General features: G+C 73.1%; 15 protein-coding genes. 7 read left to right on the top strand and 8 right to left on the bottom strand.

Going from position 1 to position 15,079, the window contains the following annotated elements; genetic code table 11:
• Positions 1–10: 10 nt before the first annotated feature.
• The 4 genes from B5M43_RS06925 to B5M43_RS06910 form a co-directional block, all read right to left on the bottom strand.
• Positions 11–520, bottom strand: coding sequence for a VanZ family protein (locus tag B5M43_RS06925; protein WP_167626780.1), 510 nt, complete (start codon positions 518–520; stop codon positions 11–13).
• Positions 521–619: 99 nt separating this feature from the next.
• Positions 620–925 (bottom strand): hypothetical protein, encoded by a 306-nt coding sequence (locus B5M43_RS06920; RefSeq protein ID WP_134745900.1) that lies wholly within the window; start codon positions 923–925, stop codon positions 620–622.
• Positions 926–964: 39 nt separating this feature from the next.
• Positions 965–1,909, bottom strand: coding sequence for a hypothetical protein (locus B5M43_RS06915; RefSeq protein WP_134745899.1), 945 nt, complete (start codon positions 1,907–1,909; stop codon positions 965–967).
• A 48-nt stretch (positions 1,910–1,957) separates the two neighbouring features.
• Positions 1,958–2,650 carry an NTP transferase domain-containing protein gene (locus B5M43_RS06910; protein WP_055991848.1) on the bottom strand — a complete coding sequence of 231 codons (693 nt, stop codon included), beginning with the start codon at positions 2,648–2,650 and terminating at the stop codon, positions 1,958–1,960.
• Positions 2,651–2,843: 193 nt separating this feature from the next.
• Here B5M43_RS06910 and B5M43_RS06905 point away from each other — a divergent pair, with 193 nt between their 5' ends.
• From B5M43_RS06905 to B5M43_RS06895, 3 genes are all read left to right on the top strand, one after another.
• Complete coding sequence (locus B5M43_RS06905; protein ID WP_230667755.1) at positions 2,844–4,418, top strand: ABC transporter ATP-binding protein; 1,575 nt, start codon at positions 2,844–2,846, stop codon at positions 4,416–4,418.
• An 11-nt stretch (positions 4,419–4,429) separates the two neighbouring features.
• On the top strand, positions 4,430–5,965 hold the full coding sequence (locus B5M43_RS06900) for a hypothetical protein (protein ID WP_230667752.1): 1,536 nt from the start codon (positions 4,430–4,432) through the stop codon (positions 5,963–5,965).
• Between the two features lie 74 nt (positions 5,966–6,039).
• A complete protein-coding gene (locus tag B5M43_RS06895; RefSeq protein WP_055991854.1) occupies positions 6,040–6,306 on the top strand; it encodes a DUF3039 domain-containing protein in 267 nt (88 codons plus the stop codon).
• Positions 6,307–6,310: 4 nt separating this feature from the next.
• Here B5M43_RS06895 and B5M43_RS06890 read toward each other — a convergent pair whose 3' ends face one another.
• Positions 6,311–7,642 carry a nicotinate phosphoribosyltransferase gene (locus B5M43_RS06890; RefSeq protein ID WP_134745896.1) on the bottom strand — a complete coding sequence of 444 codons (1,332 nt, stop codon included), beginning with the start codon at positions 7,640–7,642 and terminating at the stop codon, positions 6,311–6,313.
• Positions 7,643–7,703: 61 nt separating this feature from the next.
• Between B5M43_RS06890 and murI the strand changes: the two genes are divergently transcribed.
• Genes murI through rdgB form a run of 3 tightly spaced genes read left to right on the top strand, consistent with a single transcriptional unit; the run spans position 7,704 to position 9,884 of the window.
• Positions 7,704–8,525, top strand: a complete 822-nt coding sequence (gene murI, locus B5M43_RS06885) for a glutamate racemase (RefSeq protein ID WP_134745895.1) — start codon at positions 7,704–7,706, stop codon at positions 8,523–8,525.
• 34 nt (positions 8,526–8,559) lie between these two features.
• Complete coding sequence (rph, locus tag B5M43_RS06880) at positions 8,560–9,294, top strand: ribonuclease PH (RefSeq protein ID WP_134745894.1); 735 nt, start codon at positions 8,560–8,562, stop codon at positions 9,292–9,294.
• A gap of 2 nt (positions 9,295–9,296) precedes the next feature.
• Entirely contained in the window at positions 9,297–9,884 is a 588-nt protein-coding gene (gene rdgB, locus B5M43_RS06875) for an RdgB/HAM1 family non-canonical purine NTP pyrophosphatase (protein WP_205829494.1), read from the top strand.
• A gap of 137 nt (positions 9,885–10,021) precedes the next feature.
• Here the strand turns inward: rdgB and B5M43_RS06870 are convergent, their stop codons facing one another.
• Complete coding sequence (locus tag B5M43_RS06870) at positions 10,022–10,843, bottom strand: SGNH/GDSL hydrolase family protein (protein ID WP_134745893.1); 822 nt, start codon at positions 10,841–10,843, stop codon at positions 10,022–10,024.
• 76 nt (positions 10,844–10,919) lie between these two features.
• Entirely contained in the window at positions 10,920–11,549 is a 630-nt protein-coding gene (locus tag B5M43_RS06865) for a LysE family transporter (protein WP_134745892.1), read from the bottom strand.
• 122 nt (positions 11,550–11,671) lie between these two features.
• Between B5M43_RS06865 and B5M43_RS06860 the strand changes: the two genes are divergently transcribed.
• Positions 11,672–12,583 (top strand): cation diffusion facilitator family transporter, encoded by a 912-nt coding sequence (locus tag B5M43_RS06860; RefSeq protein WP_134745891.1) that lies wholly within the window; start codon positions 11,672–11,674, stop codon positions 12,581–12,583.
• A gap of 29 nt (positions 12,584–12,612) precedes the next feature.
• Here the strand turns inward: B5M43_RS06860 and B5M43_RS06855 are convergent, their stop codons facing one another.
• Positions 12,613–15,006 carry an ATP-dependent DNA ligase gene (locus B5M43_RS06855; RefSeq protein ID WP_134745890.1) on the bottom strand — a complete coding sequence of 798 codons (2,394 nt, stop codon included), beginning with the start codon at positions 15,004–15,006 and terminating at the stop codon, positions 12,613–12,615.
• Positions 15,007–15,079: the final 73 nt, after the last annotated feature.

Raw genomic sequence — 15,079 nt, 5'->3', positions numbered from 1 at the left:
GGAGAGGTCGTCAGCCGGCCGCCGGCACCCGGTGCGGCGTGGTGCGCGCGGCCATGACGGCCACCGCGGCGCACGCTCCGAGCGTCGCGCCGACGCCGTTGAGGATCACATCGTCGATGTCGACGACGCGGCCGATGAAGTACTGCGCCACCTCGATCGCGATCGACAGCCCGACGCCCGCGAGGGTCGCGGTCGCCACCGGATGGCGGTCGGCGAGCAGCGCCACGAGCCACCCGATCGGCAGGAAGACCGCGATGTTGCCCGCGACGTGCACGAGGCCGAGGGGCTCGTAGGGATCCGTGAGCTGATCCAGGATCGTGAATCCCGGAATCAGCTGCGGCACGCCCGATCCCGGGGAGCCGCTCATCAGCGTCAGGAGCAGCACGACGCCGATGGTCGCCGCGAGGGTCACGCGCGTCGCGCGCCTCGCCGCGGCCGAGTCGACGAGGGCGAGGACGATGAGCACGACGAGCAGCGCTCCGGCGATCATGGCGAGAAGGAGCAGGGCGGGGGTGCGCATGGGCACATCCTGCAGACCCGAGCCGCGCTCGGGCTGACGGCGTGCTATGGCTGGGCCGAGGCGTCTCCCAGAGTCGGCTGAGCCCATCGCACCGGGGCGTCACAGCACGAACGCCCACGCCCACTCCAGTTCCCCGTCCGCGCGGAACCAGGTGATCGTGACCGTGGTGTCGTCGAGGTCGCATCCGCACAGGCACAGCTCGCGGGACTCGCCGGGCCCCATCCGCCCCCAGCTCTCGCGATCCGGGGCGTGGTCGCCGTCGGCGACGTGGATGCGCACGTACGTGAGGGCATCCGGGCTCTCGTTGACGATCAGCGGGTGCGCGGGATCGTCGCGGTCGACGTGCCAGGGCACGCGATGGGCATCGGGGGCGGGGGACTCTGTGGGATCGAGGGCTCGCAGCATGCCCGCGACGCTACGAGCGGGCGGCGACCCCGGACCCCCTCAGGAGCCCGTCGGATCCGTCTCTGTGGACGACTCGATCGATCCGGTCTCTGTGGACGACCGCCGCGGCACCGCACGCCCCGCGATCTCGCCGGCCCTGCGTCCCACGGCGCCGGCGCCCGACGCCACGGCCGAGCCGAGGCGCTTGACGCCGCGAAGCGCGCTGTGCTCGAGGCGCTCGGCGCCCGGCTGGGGCTCGAGCTCGGCGGGAAGCACCGCGGGCGCGATGCCGAACGCCTTGCGGGACGCCTTGACGACCTTGCGCCCGAGGATGTGGTTGCCCGCGCCGCCGATGGCCGCGCCGACGCCGAACGGCAGGGCCTTGCCGAGCAGCGATGCGCCGCCGCGCGTGGCGAAGTGGTGGATGAACGACGTCTTGAGCCGGTCGAGCAGCGGACCCACGGCGGCGCGGGGGAGCGTTTTGGTGACGACCTCGCCCCAGTACCCCGATCGGGTGCTCTTGCCCGCGGCCTGGGCGGCGAGCTGGCGCACGAGGTTGATGCCCTCGTCGCCGAGCATGAGGGTCAGGACGAGCGCGCGGGCGCGGTCCGGCGACTCGATCGCGATGCCGTGCACCTCGGCGAGCGACTGCGCGAACAGCGCGGTCGCATCCAGGAAGCCGACCGTCTCGGCGCCCGAGAGGCCGAGCGTGACCGCGGTGCCGAACCCGGGCACCACGGCGGTGGCGCCGACGGCCGCGCCGCCGGTCGTGACGGCCGCGAGGTAGCGGTTCTCGAGGATCCGCACGAGCTCCTCGGGAGTCGCGTCGGGATGGCGCAGCCGGATAGAACGGAGGTGCGCGACCACGACGGGGCGCTGCACGCGGATGACCCGGTCGAGCACGCGCACGAGGAACGGATGCTCCTCGTGGCCGGCGGGCGGGAGGCCGCCCTGCCACGGCGCGTCGGGCGGCAGCGAGTGGATGCGGTGGACCTTGGCGGACACGCGCGTGATCCTAGGTCGTCAGCGCGACGAGAGCCTGAGGGCTCCCGGTCAGACGTACTCGTTCGCGTGCTCGAGGTCCGACGCCGTGTCGATCTCGACCGCGTACAGGTCGGAGATGTCCATCGGCACGAGCTTCACGCCGTCGTGCTGGATGGCCAGCTCGAGACCGCGCTCGAAGTAGTCCTGGTCGTCCACGCGCGCGAGGTGGCGCATGAACGCGGGCTTGTCGGCGCGCGAGATGTAGTTGATGCCCACGGCCTCGCCGATGCCGCCCACGACGGTCTTCGACAGCTCGGCGATGTGCCCGTTCGCGTCGAGGGTGTACTTGACCTCCTCGTCGCTGACCTTGGCGGTGTTGACCGTGACGAACGACTGATCGGCCTCGATCAGCGAGATGGCGCGGCCGAGCACGCGCGGGTCGAAGACGACGTCGCCGTTCATCCAGAGCACGCCCTTCTTGCCGGTCGCCTGGAGGGCGCGCAGCAGGCTCTTGGACGTGTTGGTCTGGTCGTAGCGCTCGTTGTAGACGTACTTCGAGTCGGGGAACGCGTCGACGATGGTTTCGGCGCGGTAGCCGACCACCGTCGTGATGCGTGCGTCGGGGCCGAACGCGGCGTGGATGTTGTCACGCTGCTGTTGCATGATCGAGCGGCCGTCGTTGAGCTCGGTGAGCGGCTTGGGCAGCGCGCGGCCGAGACGCGAGCCCATGCCCGCGGCGAGGATGACGATCCGGAAAGACATGTTGCCCCCTTGAGCCTTGTTCCCGCGCCGTTCACGGAACGGACACAGGATGTGCACTCCCATGTTACCGGGGTGCTCCTGGAAACCGGCAGAGATGCCACCTGACCGGCATTTCTGTGCGGGAGAGTCACGGATCCGGAACAAGGCGCGACGGACCCAGGCTCACGTCGGAAGCGGTTGCTACGGTGAAGCGGTGACCTCCTCGCCTCTGGAAGAAGACCCCGGGACCCCCGCCTCGCAGGGGAGCCCCGTGGCCCAGGGGGCCGAGAGCGCGAAGCGTCCCGCCGCCAAGCGTCCGGCGGCCAAGCGGCCCGCCGCGAAGCGTCCGGCGCCCCGTGCGACGAGCTCCGCCGACGCGATCGACGCCGGCGCGTCGCAGGATGACGCGGGCCCCGCGCGCCCGGCGCCGCGGAAGCCCGCGGCCCCGCGCAAGCCCGCCGCTCCGCGCAAGCCCGCGGCGAAGCGACCCGCGCAGGGGGCGCCGCGCGCGGGCACCAAGACCTCCGCCGCGCGGAACGCGGCCGGGCGCACGGCGGTTCCCGAGCCGGTGACAGCCGAGTCGGCGCCGGTCGACGTCGTGGAGCCGGTACCGACCGCCGAGTCCGAGGCGGCCCTCGAGCCGGCGCCCGTCGATCCTGTGCCGGTTGAGTCTGAGGCCGCCGAATCCGAGCCGGCGGACGAGCCCGAGGCCCCGGTCGAACCCGCGCCCGCCGAGCCCGAGGTCGCGGTCGAGCCCCAGGTCGCGGAGCCTGCGGAGCACGAGGCCGCGGTCGAGCCCCAGGCCGCCGAGACGGCGGAGCCTGCGGAGCCCGAGGTCGCGGTGCAGGATGAGACCCCTGACGAGCGCACCGCCGTCCTCCCCGCGGAGCCCGACACCGAGCCCGCCGCCGAGCCCGCCGCGGACGAGGCGACCGAGGTCCTGGCCGCCGCGGAGCCCCGAGACGGCAGGCCGCCGCTGCCCGAGCCGGTCATGCCTCCGAACCTCGTGATCCCGCCGCGCCCCGCCCCGCCGGCGGCCCTGAAGCTGCGTGGGGTATCGCGCTCGTACGGCGGCACGACCGCCGTCGCGGGCATCGACCTGACGGTCCCCGCAGGCTCGTTCTACGGGCTCGTCGGCCCGAACGGCGCCGGCAAGACCACGACCCTGTCGATGATCGCGGGCCTGCTGCGCCCGGACCGGGGCCAGATCGAGGTCGCGGGCATCGACCTGGCGAAGAACCCCCGTGCCGCCAAGGCGCTCATGGGCGTGCTGCCGGACCGCCTGCGCACCTTCGATCGGCTCACGGGGCGCCAGCTGCTCTACTACTTCGGCGTGCTGCGGGGCCTCAAGCCCGACGTGGTCGCCAAGCGCACGGCCGACCTGGTGCGCGCGTTCGACCTCACCGACGCGCTCGGACGCGTCGTGTCGGACTACTCGGCGGGCATGACCAAGAAGGTGATGCTCGCGGGTGCGATGATCCACTCGCCGCGCCTGCTCGTCCTGGACGAGCCGTTCGAGGCGGTCGACCCGGTGTCGTCGGCGAGCATCCTCGACATCCTCACGACGTACGTGTCGCACGGCGGAACCGTCCTGCTGTCGAGCCACGGCATGGACCTCATCGAGCGCGTGTGCACGCGGGTCGCGGTGATCGTCGCCGGCCAGCTGCTCGCCGAGGGCACGGTCGACGAGGTCAAGGGCGAGGTCACGCTCGAGCAGCGCTTCGTCGAGCTCTCCGGCGAGGTCAGCAGCATGGAGGGCCTGGAGTGGCTGCACACGTTCTCCGACTGAGGCTCGCCCTGATGGCCGGCGCGCTGCGCGGGCCCGCGACGCGCACGGTGTGGCGCCTGATCGGACTCGCGATCCTCGCGGTGGTCGTCGTCCTCGTCTGCCAGGGCACGCTGTCGCTCGTCGACGCGCCGGCGCCGGTCGCGTTCGCGCTGCTCGTGCTGGCCGGGTCCGCCATCGCGCTGTCGTTCGCCGTCGGGCCGATCGTGGCCGGCGCGGTCGACCCGCTCGACCCCCGCCGGTTCGCGGTGCTCGGCCTCGCGCCGCGTCCGCTCGCCGGCGTGCTCGCCGCCGTCGGCTTCGTGAGCGTGCCGATCCTCGCTGTGCTCGCGTTCGACGTCTGCGCCGCGATCGTCTGGACCGCGCAGGGCGTGCCCGGTCTCGTCAGCGCGCTCACCGCGATCCTGCATGTCGCGACCTGCGTCCTCCTGGCGCGGCTGAGCATGGCCTTCGGATCGGCCGTGCTGCGTCCGCGGCGCACGCGCGAGCTCTCGGGCCTGTTCGTGCTCGGGATCGTCGTGGTGCTGGTGCCTGTGATCGTGTTCCTCTCGTCGCTGGAATGGCGCGGCCGGGTGCCCAGCGCCCTCGCGACCGCGGCCGAGATCCTCGGCGCCGCCCCGATCGGCGCGGCCTCGGCGCTGCCGGGAGCCCTCGCGCTCGACGACGGCCGCGGCGCGTGGCTCGCGGCCGCCGTCGCCGTGGCGACGCTCGCGCTCACGGCGGCGGCCTGGCTGTTCGCGGTCGAGCGCATCCTGACCACGATCGACAACCCGGTCGAGGCGCGCGGCCGCGGGGGACTGGGCTGGTTCGCGCTGGTGCCCGGCACCCCGGCCGGAGTCATCGCGGCGCGCGGGCTCGTGTACTGGCTGCGCGACAGCCGCTACCTGGTGAACGTCGTGATCATCCCGGTCGCCGGCCTGCTGCCGTGCGTGCCGCTCCTGATCGCCGGCGTGCCCCCCGAGATCGTCGCCCTCGTGCCTGTCCCGATCATGGCGCTCTTCTTCGGCTGGCTGCCGCACAACGACGTCGCGTACGACTCCAGCGCGGTCTGGATGCACATCGCGAGCGCGGTGCGCGGCATCTCGGACCGCGTCGGCCGGCTCGTCCCGGTGCTGCTCATCGCCGTGCCGGTGCTCGCGATCGCCATCCCGATCGCGACGGCGACCTACGGGCGGTGGGCCGTCCTGCCTGCGATCACCGGCGTCGCCGCGAGCCTGTTCCTGACCGGGCTCGGCCTGTCGAGCATCTCGTCGGTGGTCGGCCCGTATGCGGTGTCCCGGCCCGGCGACAGCCCGTTCCAGCAGCCGCAGCGCTCCGACTCGAGCGGCGTCACGGCGCAGGCCGTCGTGATGATGGGGGCGATCGTCCTCAGCGCTCCCACCCTCTGGCTCGGCTGGCTCACGATCACCCAGGACGTCGAGAACGCCGTGCCCGCCATGTGGACCGGGCTGGGCATCGGGTTCGCGGTGCTGGTGCTCGGGCTCGGCCTCGGCTCGTGGCTCTTCGAGCGCCGCGGGGCGCGGATCATGGAGTTCGCGGGCACGACCTGAGGTGCCCGTCGGACGGCCCGTCGGGGCGCCCGGACCGGAGCGCTCCGGCACGCCCGCGACTACACTGGGCCGCTATGAGCACCCCCCTCGATACGCCGGGCGACGGCGGCACGGCCCTCCTCGATCGCGAGCTCGAGAAGCTCCTCGAAGAGGAGAACATCGAGCCGGGCGACCACGAGCGCTTCTCGCACTACGTCAAGAAGGAGAAGATCCTCGAGTCGGCGCTCACGGGCAAGCCCGTGCGCGCGCTGTGCGGCAAGAAGTGGACCCCGGGCCGCGACCCCGAGAAGTTCCCGGTGTGCCCCACCTGCAAGGAGATCTACGAGTCGCTGAACTCGTGACCGCTCAGGCGTCGCCCGCGTCGAGGTAGACGGTCGGGATCGCCGGATCCGAGCGGCTGAGCGCGAGCGCGCGGATCGGCAGCTCCTCGCGCACCCGGAGGTGGTGCTCGCGCGCGGCCTCCACGCCGGCGGGACCCTCGAACTCCGCGACGGGCTCGCCGTCGATCACGAGGTCGACCTGCAGCGGACGCGCATCCGGGTGCTCCGACGCCTCGGCCAGGCGCTCGAATCCGTCGGCGACCTCGACCAGCTCCTGCGTCGCCACGCCGTTCTCCAGCACCCGGAACGCGGTCTTGCGGCCGCCCTGCGAGCCCTTGCCCTCGGCGGTCTTGGCCACCGACACCCAGCTGCCGTCCGTCGCCTGTCGCGCGACCAGCTTGTAGACCATGCCCGCGGTCGGGTGGCCGGAACCCGTCACGACCGACGTGCCCACGCCGTACGCGTCGACGGGCGAGGCGGCCAGCGCGGCGATCGCGTACTCGTCGAGGTCGCTCGTGACGGTGATCCGCGTGCCGGTCGCGCCGAGCGCGTCGAGCTGCGCGCGCACCGTGGCCGCGACGGTGGGCAGGTCGCCCGAGTCGAGGCGCACGCCGCCCAGCCCGGTGCCCGCGACGCGGATGGCGGTCTCGACGCCCTTCTCGATGTCGTACGTGTCGACGAGCAGCGTCGTCCCGGTGCCGAGCGCCTCGACCTGGGCGCGGAAGGCGTCCTCCTCGCTGTCGTGCAGCAGCGTCCAGGAGTGCGCGGCCGTGCCCATGGTGGGGATGCCCCAGCGCCGCCCGGCCTCCAGATTGCTCGTCGAGCCGAAGCCGGCGATGTACGCGGCGCGCGCGGCGGCGATCGCGGACGCCTCGCCGGCGCGACGGGATCCCATCTCGGCGAGGGGACGGTCGCCCGCGGCGACGCTCATGCGGGAGGCGGCGGTCGCGACGGCCGAGTCGTGGTTCAGCACGCTGAGTGCGATCGTCTCGAGGATCACGGCGTCGGCGAAGCTGCCCTCGACAGTCAGGATCGGGGAGCCGGGGAAGTACAGCTCGCCCTCGCGATAGCCCGTGATGGAACCCGAGAACCGGTAGCCCTCGAGGTAGGCGACCGCCTCCGGGCTGACCACGTGCTCGTCGCGCAGGAAGCGCAGCTCGTCGTCGCCGAAGCGGAACTCGCGCAGCAGCGCGAGCAGGCGTCCGGTGCCGCCCACGACGCCGAAGCGGCGGCCGCCCGACAGGCGGCGGGCGAACAGCTCGAACACGCAGCGTCGCTGTGCCGTGCCGTCGCGCAGGGCGGCGTCGAGCATCGTGAGCTCGTAGCGGTCGGTCATCAGGGCCGTGGAGGCGCTCATGTCAGCAACCTTAGCGGCGCCCGATCCGGCCGTCCGGATGCCCCGGGTACGCTGGGACATCATGAACGACGCGCCCATCGGCATCTTCGACTCCGGCGTCGGCGGGCTCACGGTGGCGCGGGCGATCGGCGACCAGCTGCCGCGCGAGTCCATGCTCTACATCGGCGACACGGCGCACTCGCCGTACGGTCCGAAGCCCATCGCGGACGTGCGCCGGTACGCGCTCGAGGTGCTGGACACGCTGGTCGATCAGGGCGTGAAGATGCTCGTGATCGCGTGCAACACCGCGTCGGCCGCCATGCTGCGCGATGCGCGCGAGCGCTACTCGGTGCCGGTCGTGGAGGTGATCGGGCCCGCCGTGCGGACCGCGCTGTCCACCACGCGCAACGGCCGGATCGGCGTGATCGGCACCGTGGGCACGATCGGGTCGGGCGCGTACCAGGACATGCTCGAGGTCAATCCCGGCGTCCAGGTGTCGACCGCCGCGTGCCCCCGGTTCGTGGAGTTCGTGGAGGCGGGCGACACCGACTCGCCCGAGGTGCTCGCGGCCGCCGAGGAGTACCTGGCGCCGCTGCGCGAGGCCGGGGTCGACACGGTCGTGCTCGGCTGCACGCACTACCCCTTCCTGAAGGGCGCGATCAGCTACGTCATGGGCGCGGACGTCTCGCTCGTCTCGAGCGACACCGAGACCGCGAAGGACGTGTACCGGCAGCTCGTCAGCCGCGACCTGCTCGCCGGCCCCGACGCGACGCCCCGCCACGAATACGAGGCGACGGGAGCCGCGACCCAGGACTTCATCGCGCTCGCCAACCGCCTGCTCGGGCGCGAGGTGCGCGATGTGCGCCTCGTCCGCACGGGCGCGATCGATCTCTCCGCGCTCTGATCCGCGCGACATCCGACACCGAACGAGGAGCCCCATGACCACGCGTGCCGACGGTCGCACCCCCGACCAGCTGCGACCCATCACGATCGAGCGCGGCTGGAGCGGCCACGCGGAGGGCTCGGCCCTCATCAGCTTCGGCGGCACGAAGGTGCTGTGCACCGCGTCGTTCACCAACGGCGTGCCGCGCTGGCTGACCGGCAAGGGCAAGGGCTGGGTCACGGCGGAGTACGCCATGCTTCCTCGCGCCACGCACGACCGCAGCGACCGCGAGAGCGTCAAGGGCCGCATCGGCGGGCGCACGCACGAGATCTCGCGCCTGATCGGCCGCGCGCTGCGTGCCGTCGTCGACACCAAGGCGCTCGGCGAGAACACGATCGTGATCGACTGCGACGTGCTGCAGGCCGACGGCGGCACGCGCACGGCCGCGATCACGGGCGCGTACGTCGCGCTCGCCGACGCGATCGAGTGGGGCCGCGAGCGCAAGTTCATCGCGCAGAAGGCGCAGGTGCTGAGCGACTCGGTCGCGGCCGTCTCGGTCGGGATCATCGACGGCGAGCCCATGCTGGACCTGGCCTACGTCGAGGACGTGCGCGCCGAGACCGACATGAACGTGGTGGTGACGGGCAGGGGCCTGTTCGTCGAGGTGCAGGGCACGGCCGAGGGCGCTCCGTTCGACAAGGCCGAGCTCGACCTGCTGCTCGAACTGGGCGTGAACGGCTGCGCCGAGCTGCGCAGCCACCAGCTCGCCGCGCTGGGCCGGGAGTCCTGAGCGTGCCGCAGATCGTCCTGGCCACCCACAACGCGCACAAGGTCGCCGAGTTCCAGTCGATCGTGGCGCGCGTGCGCCCCGATCTGGAGGTCGTCGCGTACGACGGCCCCGAGCCCGTCGAGGACGGCACGACGTTCGCCGAGAACGCGCTGATCAAGGCCCGCACCGCGGCCGCCCATACGGGCCTGCCCGCGCTCGCCGACGACTCCGGCATCTGCGTCGACGTGCTGGGCGGATCGCCGGGCGTGTTCTCCGCCTACTGGGCCGGGCACGCCAAGGACGACGGGGCGAACCTGCGCCTGCTGCTCGATCAGCTCGCCGACATCCGGGATCCGCACCGCGGCGCGCACTACAACTCGACCATCGCGCTCGTCACGCCGGCGGGCGAGGAGCACACGGTCGAGGGGATCTGGCCGGGCCGCCTCGCGGACGCCCCGCGCGGACAGGGCGGCTTCGGCTACGACCCCGTCTTCCTCCCGGACGACCAGGACGGGCGCACCGCGGCCGAGCTCACGGCCGAGGAGAAGAACGCAGCCTCCCACCGCGCGCGCGCCTTCGTTGCGCTGCAGCCGCTGCTGAGTTCTCTCTAGAAGCGTCTCGCACGCTCTCGGGCGCCCCTTCGGGGGCCCTCGGCGAGCGAGGATGGTCGCTGACGCTCCCATCGGCAGCGCTTCGCGCTGGATGAGTCGCTTCGCTCCACGCTCGCTGCGCTCGCACGGGGTCGGACCTACTCGTGTCCGGGGTCGGTCGTCTCCGGTTCCACTGCGGCGGCGTCGGCCTCGAGCTGGGCGAGGATCGCCGGGACGAGCGCGGCGGCCGTGCGACGGTAGCCCAGCGCGCTCGGGTGGAACCGGTCGAGGCTGAACATGCCGTGCGGGTCCGCGAGGAACTCGGCGCCGACCGCGCGCCGCAGCGACACCGGGCGCGCGCCCGCCGCCGCGGCGGCCGCGGCCTGTGCGCGCGCGAGCCGGCGCGAGATCCGCGAGCTCAGGCTCCGCAGCGGCTGCGGGACGGGGCGCAGCGCGCCGAGGTCGGGGCACGTCCCCACGACGACCGCCGTGCCGCGATCCCGCAGGCGGCGGATCGCGTCGCTGAGGTGCGCGACCGCGACCTGATGCGGCACGCGGTGCGTCACGTCGTTGCCGCCCACGACGATCACGGCGACGTCGGCGCGGTAGTCCGGATCCAGCCCGTCGAGCTGCCGCGCGAGCGCCGACGACTCCGATCCGACGACCGCCGCCGTGCGCAGCCGCACGGGGCGCTCCAGGCGGGACGCGAGCCCCTTCGCGACGCGCGCGCCGAGCGTGTCCTTGCGCCGGTGGGCGCCGAGCCCCGCGGCGATCGAGTCGCCGAGCATCAGCAGGTCCAGCGGCGGCGCGTCGAATCGCCGGCGCCAGACCCGGTCGGCGTCGGGCGCGATCTCGCCGAGCGGCTTGCCGATCCGCCGGCGCGCGATCGCCGCCTGGCGGCGCAGCAGCGCCCCGGTGCCGAACACGGCGCCGGCGCCGACGGCCGTCGCGCCGATGATCGCCGCCCTCACACGTGTCACAGGACCGCATCCGACCGCATGCGGGTGAACATCCGCTGTCGCGCGCGTGAAGGGAGCCGGAGTTGCCCGTGCCCGGTCAGTGCACGACGGCGAGCAGCACCCCCACGCCGATGAACAGCACGCCGAAGATGCGGTTCAGCAGGCGCTGCCCCGAGGGGCGCGCCGTGAGACGGGCGAGACCGCGCGCCGCGGTGGCGAAGAAGCCCCACATCACGACGATGTCGATAGCCACGACCGTGGCGGTGAGCACCGCGTACTGCGGCAGCAGCGGCTGCTCGGGACGGATGAACGAGGGCACGAACGCCACGAAGAACACGATCGCCTTCGGGTTCGTGAGGTTCACCAGCAGCCCGCGGCGGAACATGGACCACGCGCCCTCGCGCATCGGCACCGCGACCACGCCGTCCTCCTCGACCACCGTGGGCCGCGCGAGGATCTGCCGCACGCCGAGGTAGATGAGATAGGCCGCTCCCGTGTAGCGGATCACCTCGAACACCACCGGGGACGCGGCGACGATCGCCCCCAGGCCCGCGGCGACGATCGCGACGTGGATGACCAGTGCCGCCTGCTGGCCGAGGATGCCCCAGATGGCCCGGCGCCATCCCGACGCGATCGCGTTGGCCATGGTGTTCACCGCGCCCGCGCCGGGGGTGAGCGAGATGATCACGCCCGCGCCGAGCAGCGTGAACCAGAGCGAGAGCGACACGACTCCCGATCCTAGGACGCCACAGGCCCGCCGTGCGCAGGCCGTCGAGCATGAGAATCGGCATCATTCCCGAGTAGGGCCCGCGCCGCCGTGACGCGGACCCGCCGCCGTAGCCTGGAATCGTGCACGACCACGACCACGGCATCCGCGGCGGCGACAACCGGCGGCTGCTCGCCGTGTCGCTGGGGATCACCGCGAGCGTCTTCGTCGTGCAGGTGGCCGGCGCGTGGATCAGCGGGTCGCTCGCGCTGTTCGCGGACGCCGCGCACATGCTCGCCGACGCGGGCGCGCTGCTGATCGCGCTGCTCGCGAGCGTCGTCGCCGCGCGCCCCGCGGACGATCGGCGCACCTACGGCTACCAGCGCGCCGAGGTGCTCGGCGCCCTGCTCAACGGCGTCGTGCTGATCGCCCTGTGCGTGTGGATCGCCGTGGAGGCGGTGCAGCGGCTGCTCGCGCCCGAGGAGCCCGGCGTGGCCGGCGGATGGATGCTCGCGGTCGCCCTCGTCGGTCTCGCGGCCAACGCGGCGGCCGCGTGGCTGCTGCACCGCGCGCAGCGGCGCAGCATCAACGTGCGCGGCGCGTACCTCGAGGTGCTGGGGGACATGGCGGGCTCGGTCGCGGTGATCGCGGCGGCCCTGGTCGTCCTCCTCACCGGATGGACGCGAGCCGACGCGATCGCGTCCCTGCTGATCGCGGCGTTCATCGTGCCGCGCGCGATCGGTCTGCTGCGCGAGGTGTTCTCGGTGCTGGCGGAGTCGGCGCCCCAGGGGACGAAGGTGGCCGAGATCCGTGCGCACCTGCTGCGCGCACCGGGAGTCCGCGACGTGCACGACGTCCACGTGTGGCAGCTCACGCGCGGCGCTCCCGTGTTCACGGCTCATGTCGTCGTCGAGCAGGAGGTGCTCGAGCGCGGCGGATCCGCGGCGCTGCTGACCTCGCTGCAGGGGTGCCTCGCCGACCACTTCGACGTCGCGCACTCGACCTTCCAGCTCGAGGCCGTCGGCCACGAGGACCGCGACGGCGCCCACCACTGAGCCCGTCGGGCCGCCGCGGGGACGGTGTCTCAGGACTCCAGGACCACGTCCGACGGGGCCTTGTCGGCGCGCAGGCCGCGCCAGCGCGGGTGGCGCATGCTGCCGCCGGGGGTCCACTCGCCGAACTCGACCTCGCCGACCAGCTCCGGCCGCACCCACAGCGCGTCCCGGGCGTCGGGGGCGGGGACGCCGTGCAGCGGGTTCTCGTCGGTGCGCAGCGGCTCGAGCGCGGCGCCGAGCTGGCGGAGGGCGCGCTCGCTGAAGCCCGTGCCGACCTTCCCGACGTAGCGCAGGCCGTCGCCATCCGGCACGCCCAGCAGCAGCGAGCCGATCCCGCCCGCGCGGCCGCCCCTGCCGGGGCGGATGCCGGCGATCACGACCTCCTGCGTGCGGGTCAGCTTCAGCTTGACCCAGCGCTCCGAACGCCCCGGACGGTACGGCGAGCGCGGGTCCTTCGCGACGACGCCCTCGAGGTCGTGCTCGCGCGCGATGGCCAGGGCGTCGTCGAGGTCGTCGAAGACCGGAGGCACGTCCACGGACGCCCCGGCGCCGGCCGCGATGCGCTCGAGCACCTCGCGGCGCTCGCGCAGCGGGCGCGGCGTGAGGTCCTCGCCGTCGGCGGCGAGGACGTCGAACAGGTAGAGGCGCGCGGGCGTCCGCCGCATCTCGGCCTGGATGTCGGCCGCCTTCGTGAGGTGCATCCGGTTCTGCAGCAGCGAGAAGCTCGGGCGGCCACCCGGGTCCAGGGCCACGATCTCGCCGTCGACCACGGCGCTCGCCGCGTGGAGGGATGCGGCGCCCGGTGCGGTCAGCTCGGGGTAGCGGTCGGTGATGTCGGCGCCGCTGCGCGCGAACAGGCGCAGACGGCCGCCGTCCCACACGCCCAGCGCGCGGACGCCGTCCCACTTCATCTCGGCCCACTCGCCCGCGCCCATGTCGTGCGCGAGCGCCGCCGTGCCGTTGACGGCGAGCATCGGCTTCGGGGGCGAGGTCGTGGCGGGTGGCGCCACGGGAGGCTTGGAGGGCTTCGACTCGCCTTCGGCTCGCTCAATCAGCACGGGGTGATGCTGGTCCTTCATCCGGTGCAGCAGCCACTGGGACTTCTCGCCCTGGCCGCTCGTGCGGATCAGCGCCAGGCGCACGGACTCGCGGCGGCCGTGGAGCGTGAAGATCACCTCGTCGTCGCGCCACTTCTCGAGCTCGTACGTCCCGGTGTCCCAGATGTCCATGTGCCCGGCGCCGTACTCGCCCTTCGGGATGTCGCCCTCGAAGGTCGCGTACGCGAGCGGATGGTCCTCGGTCTGCACCGCCAGGTGGTTGCCCTGGGTGCTCTCCGGCACGCCCTTCGGCACGGCCCAGCTCGCCAGCACGCCGTCGCGCTCGAGCCGCAGGTCGAAGTGGAGGCGGCGGGCCTCGTGCCGCTGGATCACGAACCGCGGTTGGCCCTCCGTCGTCGGCGCGACGTCGTCCGGCATCGGCTCGGGCGTGCGCGACGCATCGCGCTTGGCGACGTAAGGGGCGAGCGCACCCTGCGGATCCGGCGCGTCCAGCGGCGCGAGCGGGTCGCCCATCCGATCGACGCGCTCGAGCACCTCGTCGAAGAGCAGGTGCCGCAGGCCGGGGTCGTCGAGCTCCTCCCAGGTGCGGGGTGCGGCGACCCACGGGCGGGCGCGCCCGCGCAGCGAGTACGGGGCGATCGTGGTCTTCTTGCCGTTGTTCTGGCTCCAGTCGACCAGCACGCGTCCGGGGCGCACCGCCTTGCTCATCGAGCTGACGACGAGATCCGGATGATCCGCCTCCAGCGCCTGCGCGAGCGCCTTGGCGACCGCCGACACCTGGGCGCTGGTCTGCGTGCCGGGCAGTCGCGCATACAGGTGGATGCCCTTGCTGCCGCTCGTGACGGGGAGCGGATCCAGGCCCATGCCGGTCAGGATGGCCCGCGCGAGCCGCGCGACCTCGGCGCACTCGGGCAGTCCGACGCCGGGCCCGGGGTCGAGATCGAGGACGAGCCGGTCGGGCAGGCCGGGCGAGCCGTCGGCCGCGAAGCGCCACTGCGGCACGTGCAGCTCCAGGCTCGCGACCTGCGCGAGGTACACGAGCGTGGCGACCTCGTCGATCAGCGGGTAGTGCTTCGCGCCCGTGGAGTGCTCGATCGCCTGACGCGGGACCCAATCCGGCGCGCCGCGCTCGAGGTCCTTCGCGAAGAACGACGGCAGCGGATCCTCTGCCGTGCCGACGCCCTCGACCCAGCGCTTGCGCGTGACGGGACGCCCTGCGACGTGGGGGAGGAGCACGGGCGCGATGCGCGTGACGTACTCGATCACCTCGCCCTTCGTGGTGCCGGTCTCGGGGTACAGCACCTTGTCCAGGTTGGTGACGCGCAGGCGGCGGCCGCCGATCCGGACCGTCTGCTCGCCTGCCATGGACTCAGCGTAGGTGCGCGATCCGGGCGGATATCAAGCCCCTGGCCGTGACGCGTGTGACGGGTGTTCACTG

It is taken from the genome of Microbacterium sp. MEC084, assembly GCF_004514465.2.
Lineage (GTDB): Bacteria > Actinomycetota > Actinomycetes > Actinomycetales > Microbacteriaceae > Microbacterium.
Note: the sequence above shows the minus strand (reverse complement) of the source record. Positions and strands in the feature narration are given on the sequence as shown.

Bases quoted from the DNA above. Each gene is read 5' to 3' on its own strand.
- B5M43_RS06910 (WP_055991848.1), bottom strand. From the start codon at position 2,650: ATGTCTTTCCGGATCGTCATCCTCGCCGCGGGCATGGGCTCGCGTCTC.
- B5M43_RS06855 (WP_134745890.1), bottom strand. From the start codon at position 15,006: ATGGCAGGCGAGCAGACGGTCCGGATCGGCGGCCGCCGCCTGCGCGTC.
- B5M43_RS06920 (WP_134745900.1), bottom strand. From the start codon at position 925: ATGCTGCGAGCCCTCGATCCCACAGAGTCCCCCGCCCCCGATGCCCAT.
- murI (WP_134745895.1), top strand. From the start codon at position 7,704: ATGAACGACGCGCCCATCGGCATCTTCGACTCCGGCGTCGGCGGGCTC.
- B5M43_RS06900 (WP_230667752.1), top strand. From the start codon at position 4,430: ATGGCCGGCGCGCTGCGCGGGCCCGCGACGCGCACGGTGTGGCGCCTG.
- B5M43_RS06895 (WP_055991854.1), top strand. From the start codon at position 6,040: ATGAGCACCCCCCTCGATACGCCGGGCGACGGCGGCACGGCCCTCCTC.
- B5M43_RS06925 (WP_167626780.1), bottom strand. From the start codon at position 520: ATGCGCACCCCCGCCCTGCTCCTTCTCGCCATGATCGCCGGAGCGCTG.
- B5M43_RS06890 (WP_134745896.1), bottom strand. From the start codon at position 7,642: ATGAGCGCCTCCACGGCCCTGATGACCGACCGCTACGAGCTCACGATG.
- rph (WP_134745894.1), top strand. From the start codon at position 8,560: ATGACCACGCGTGCCGACGGTCGCACCCCCGACCAGCTGCGACCCATC.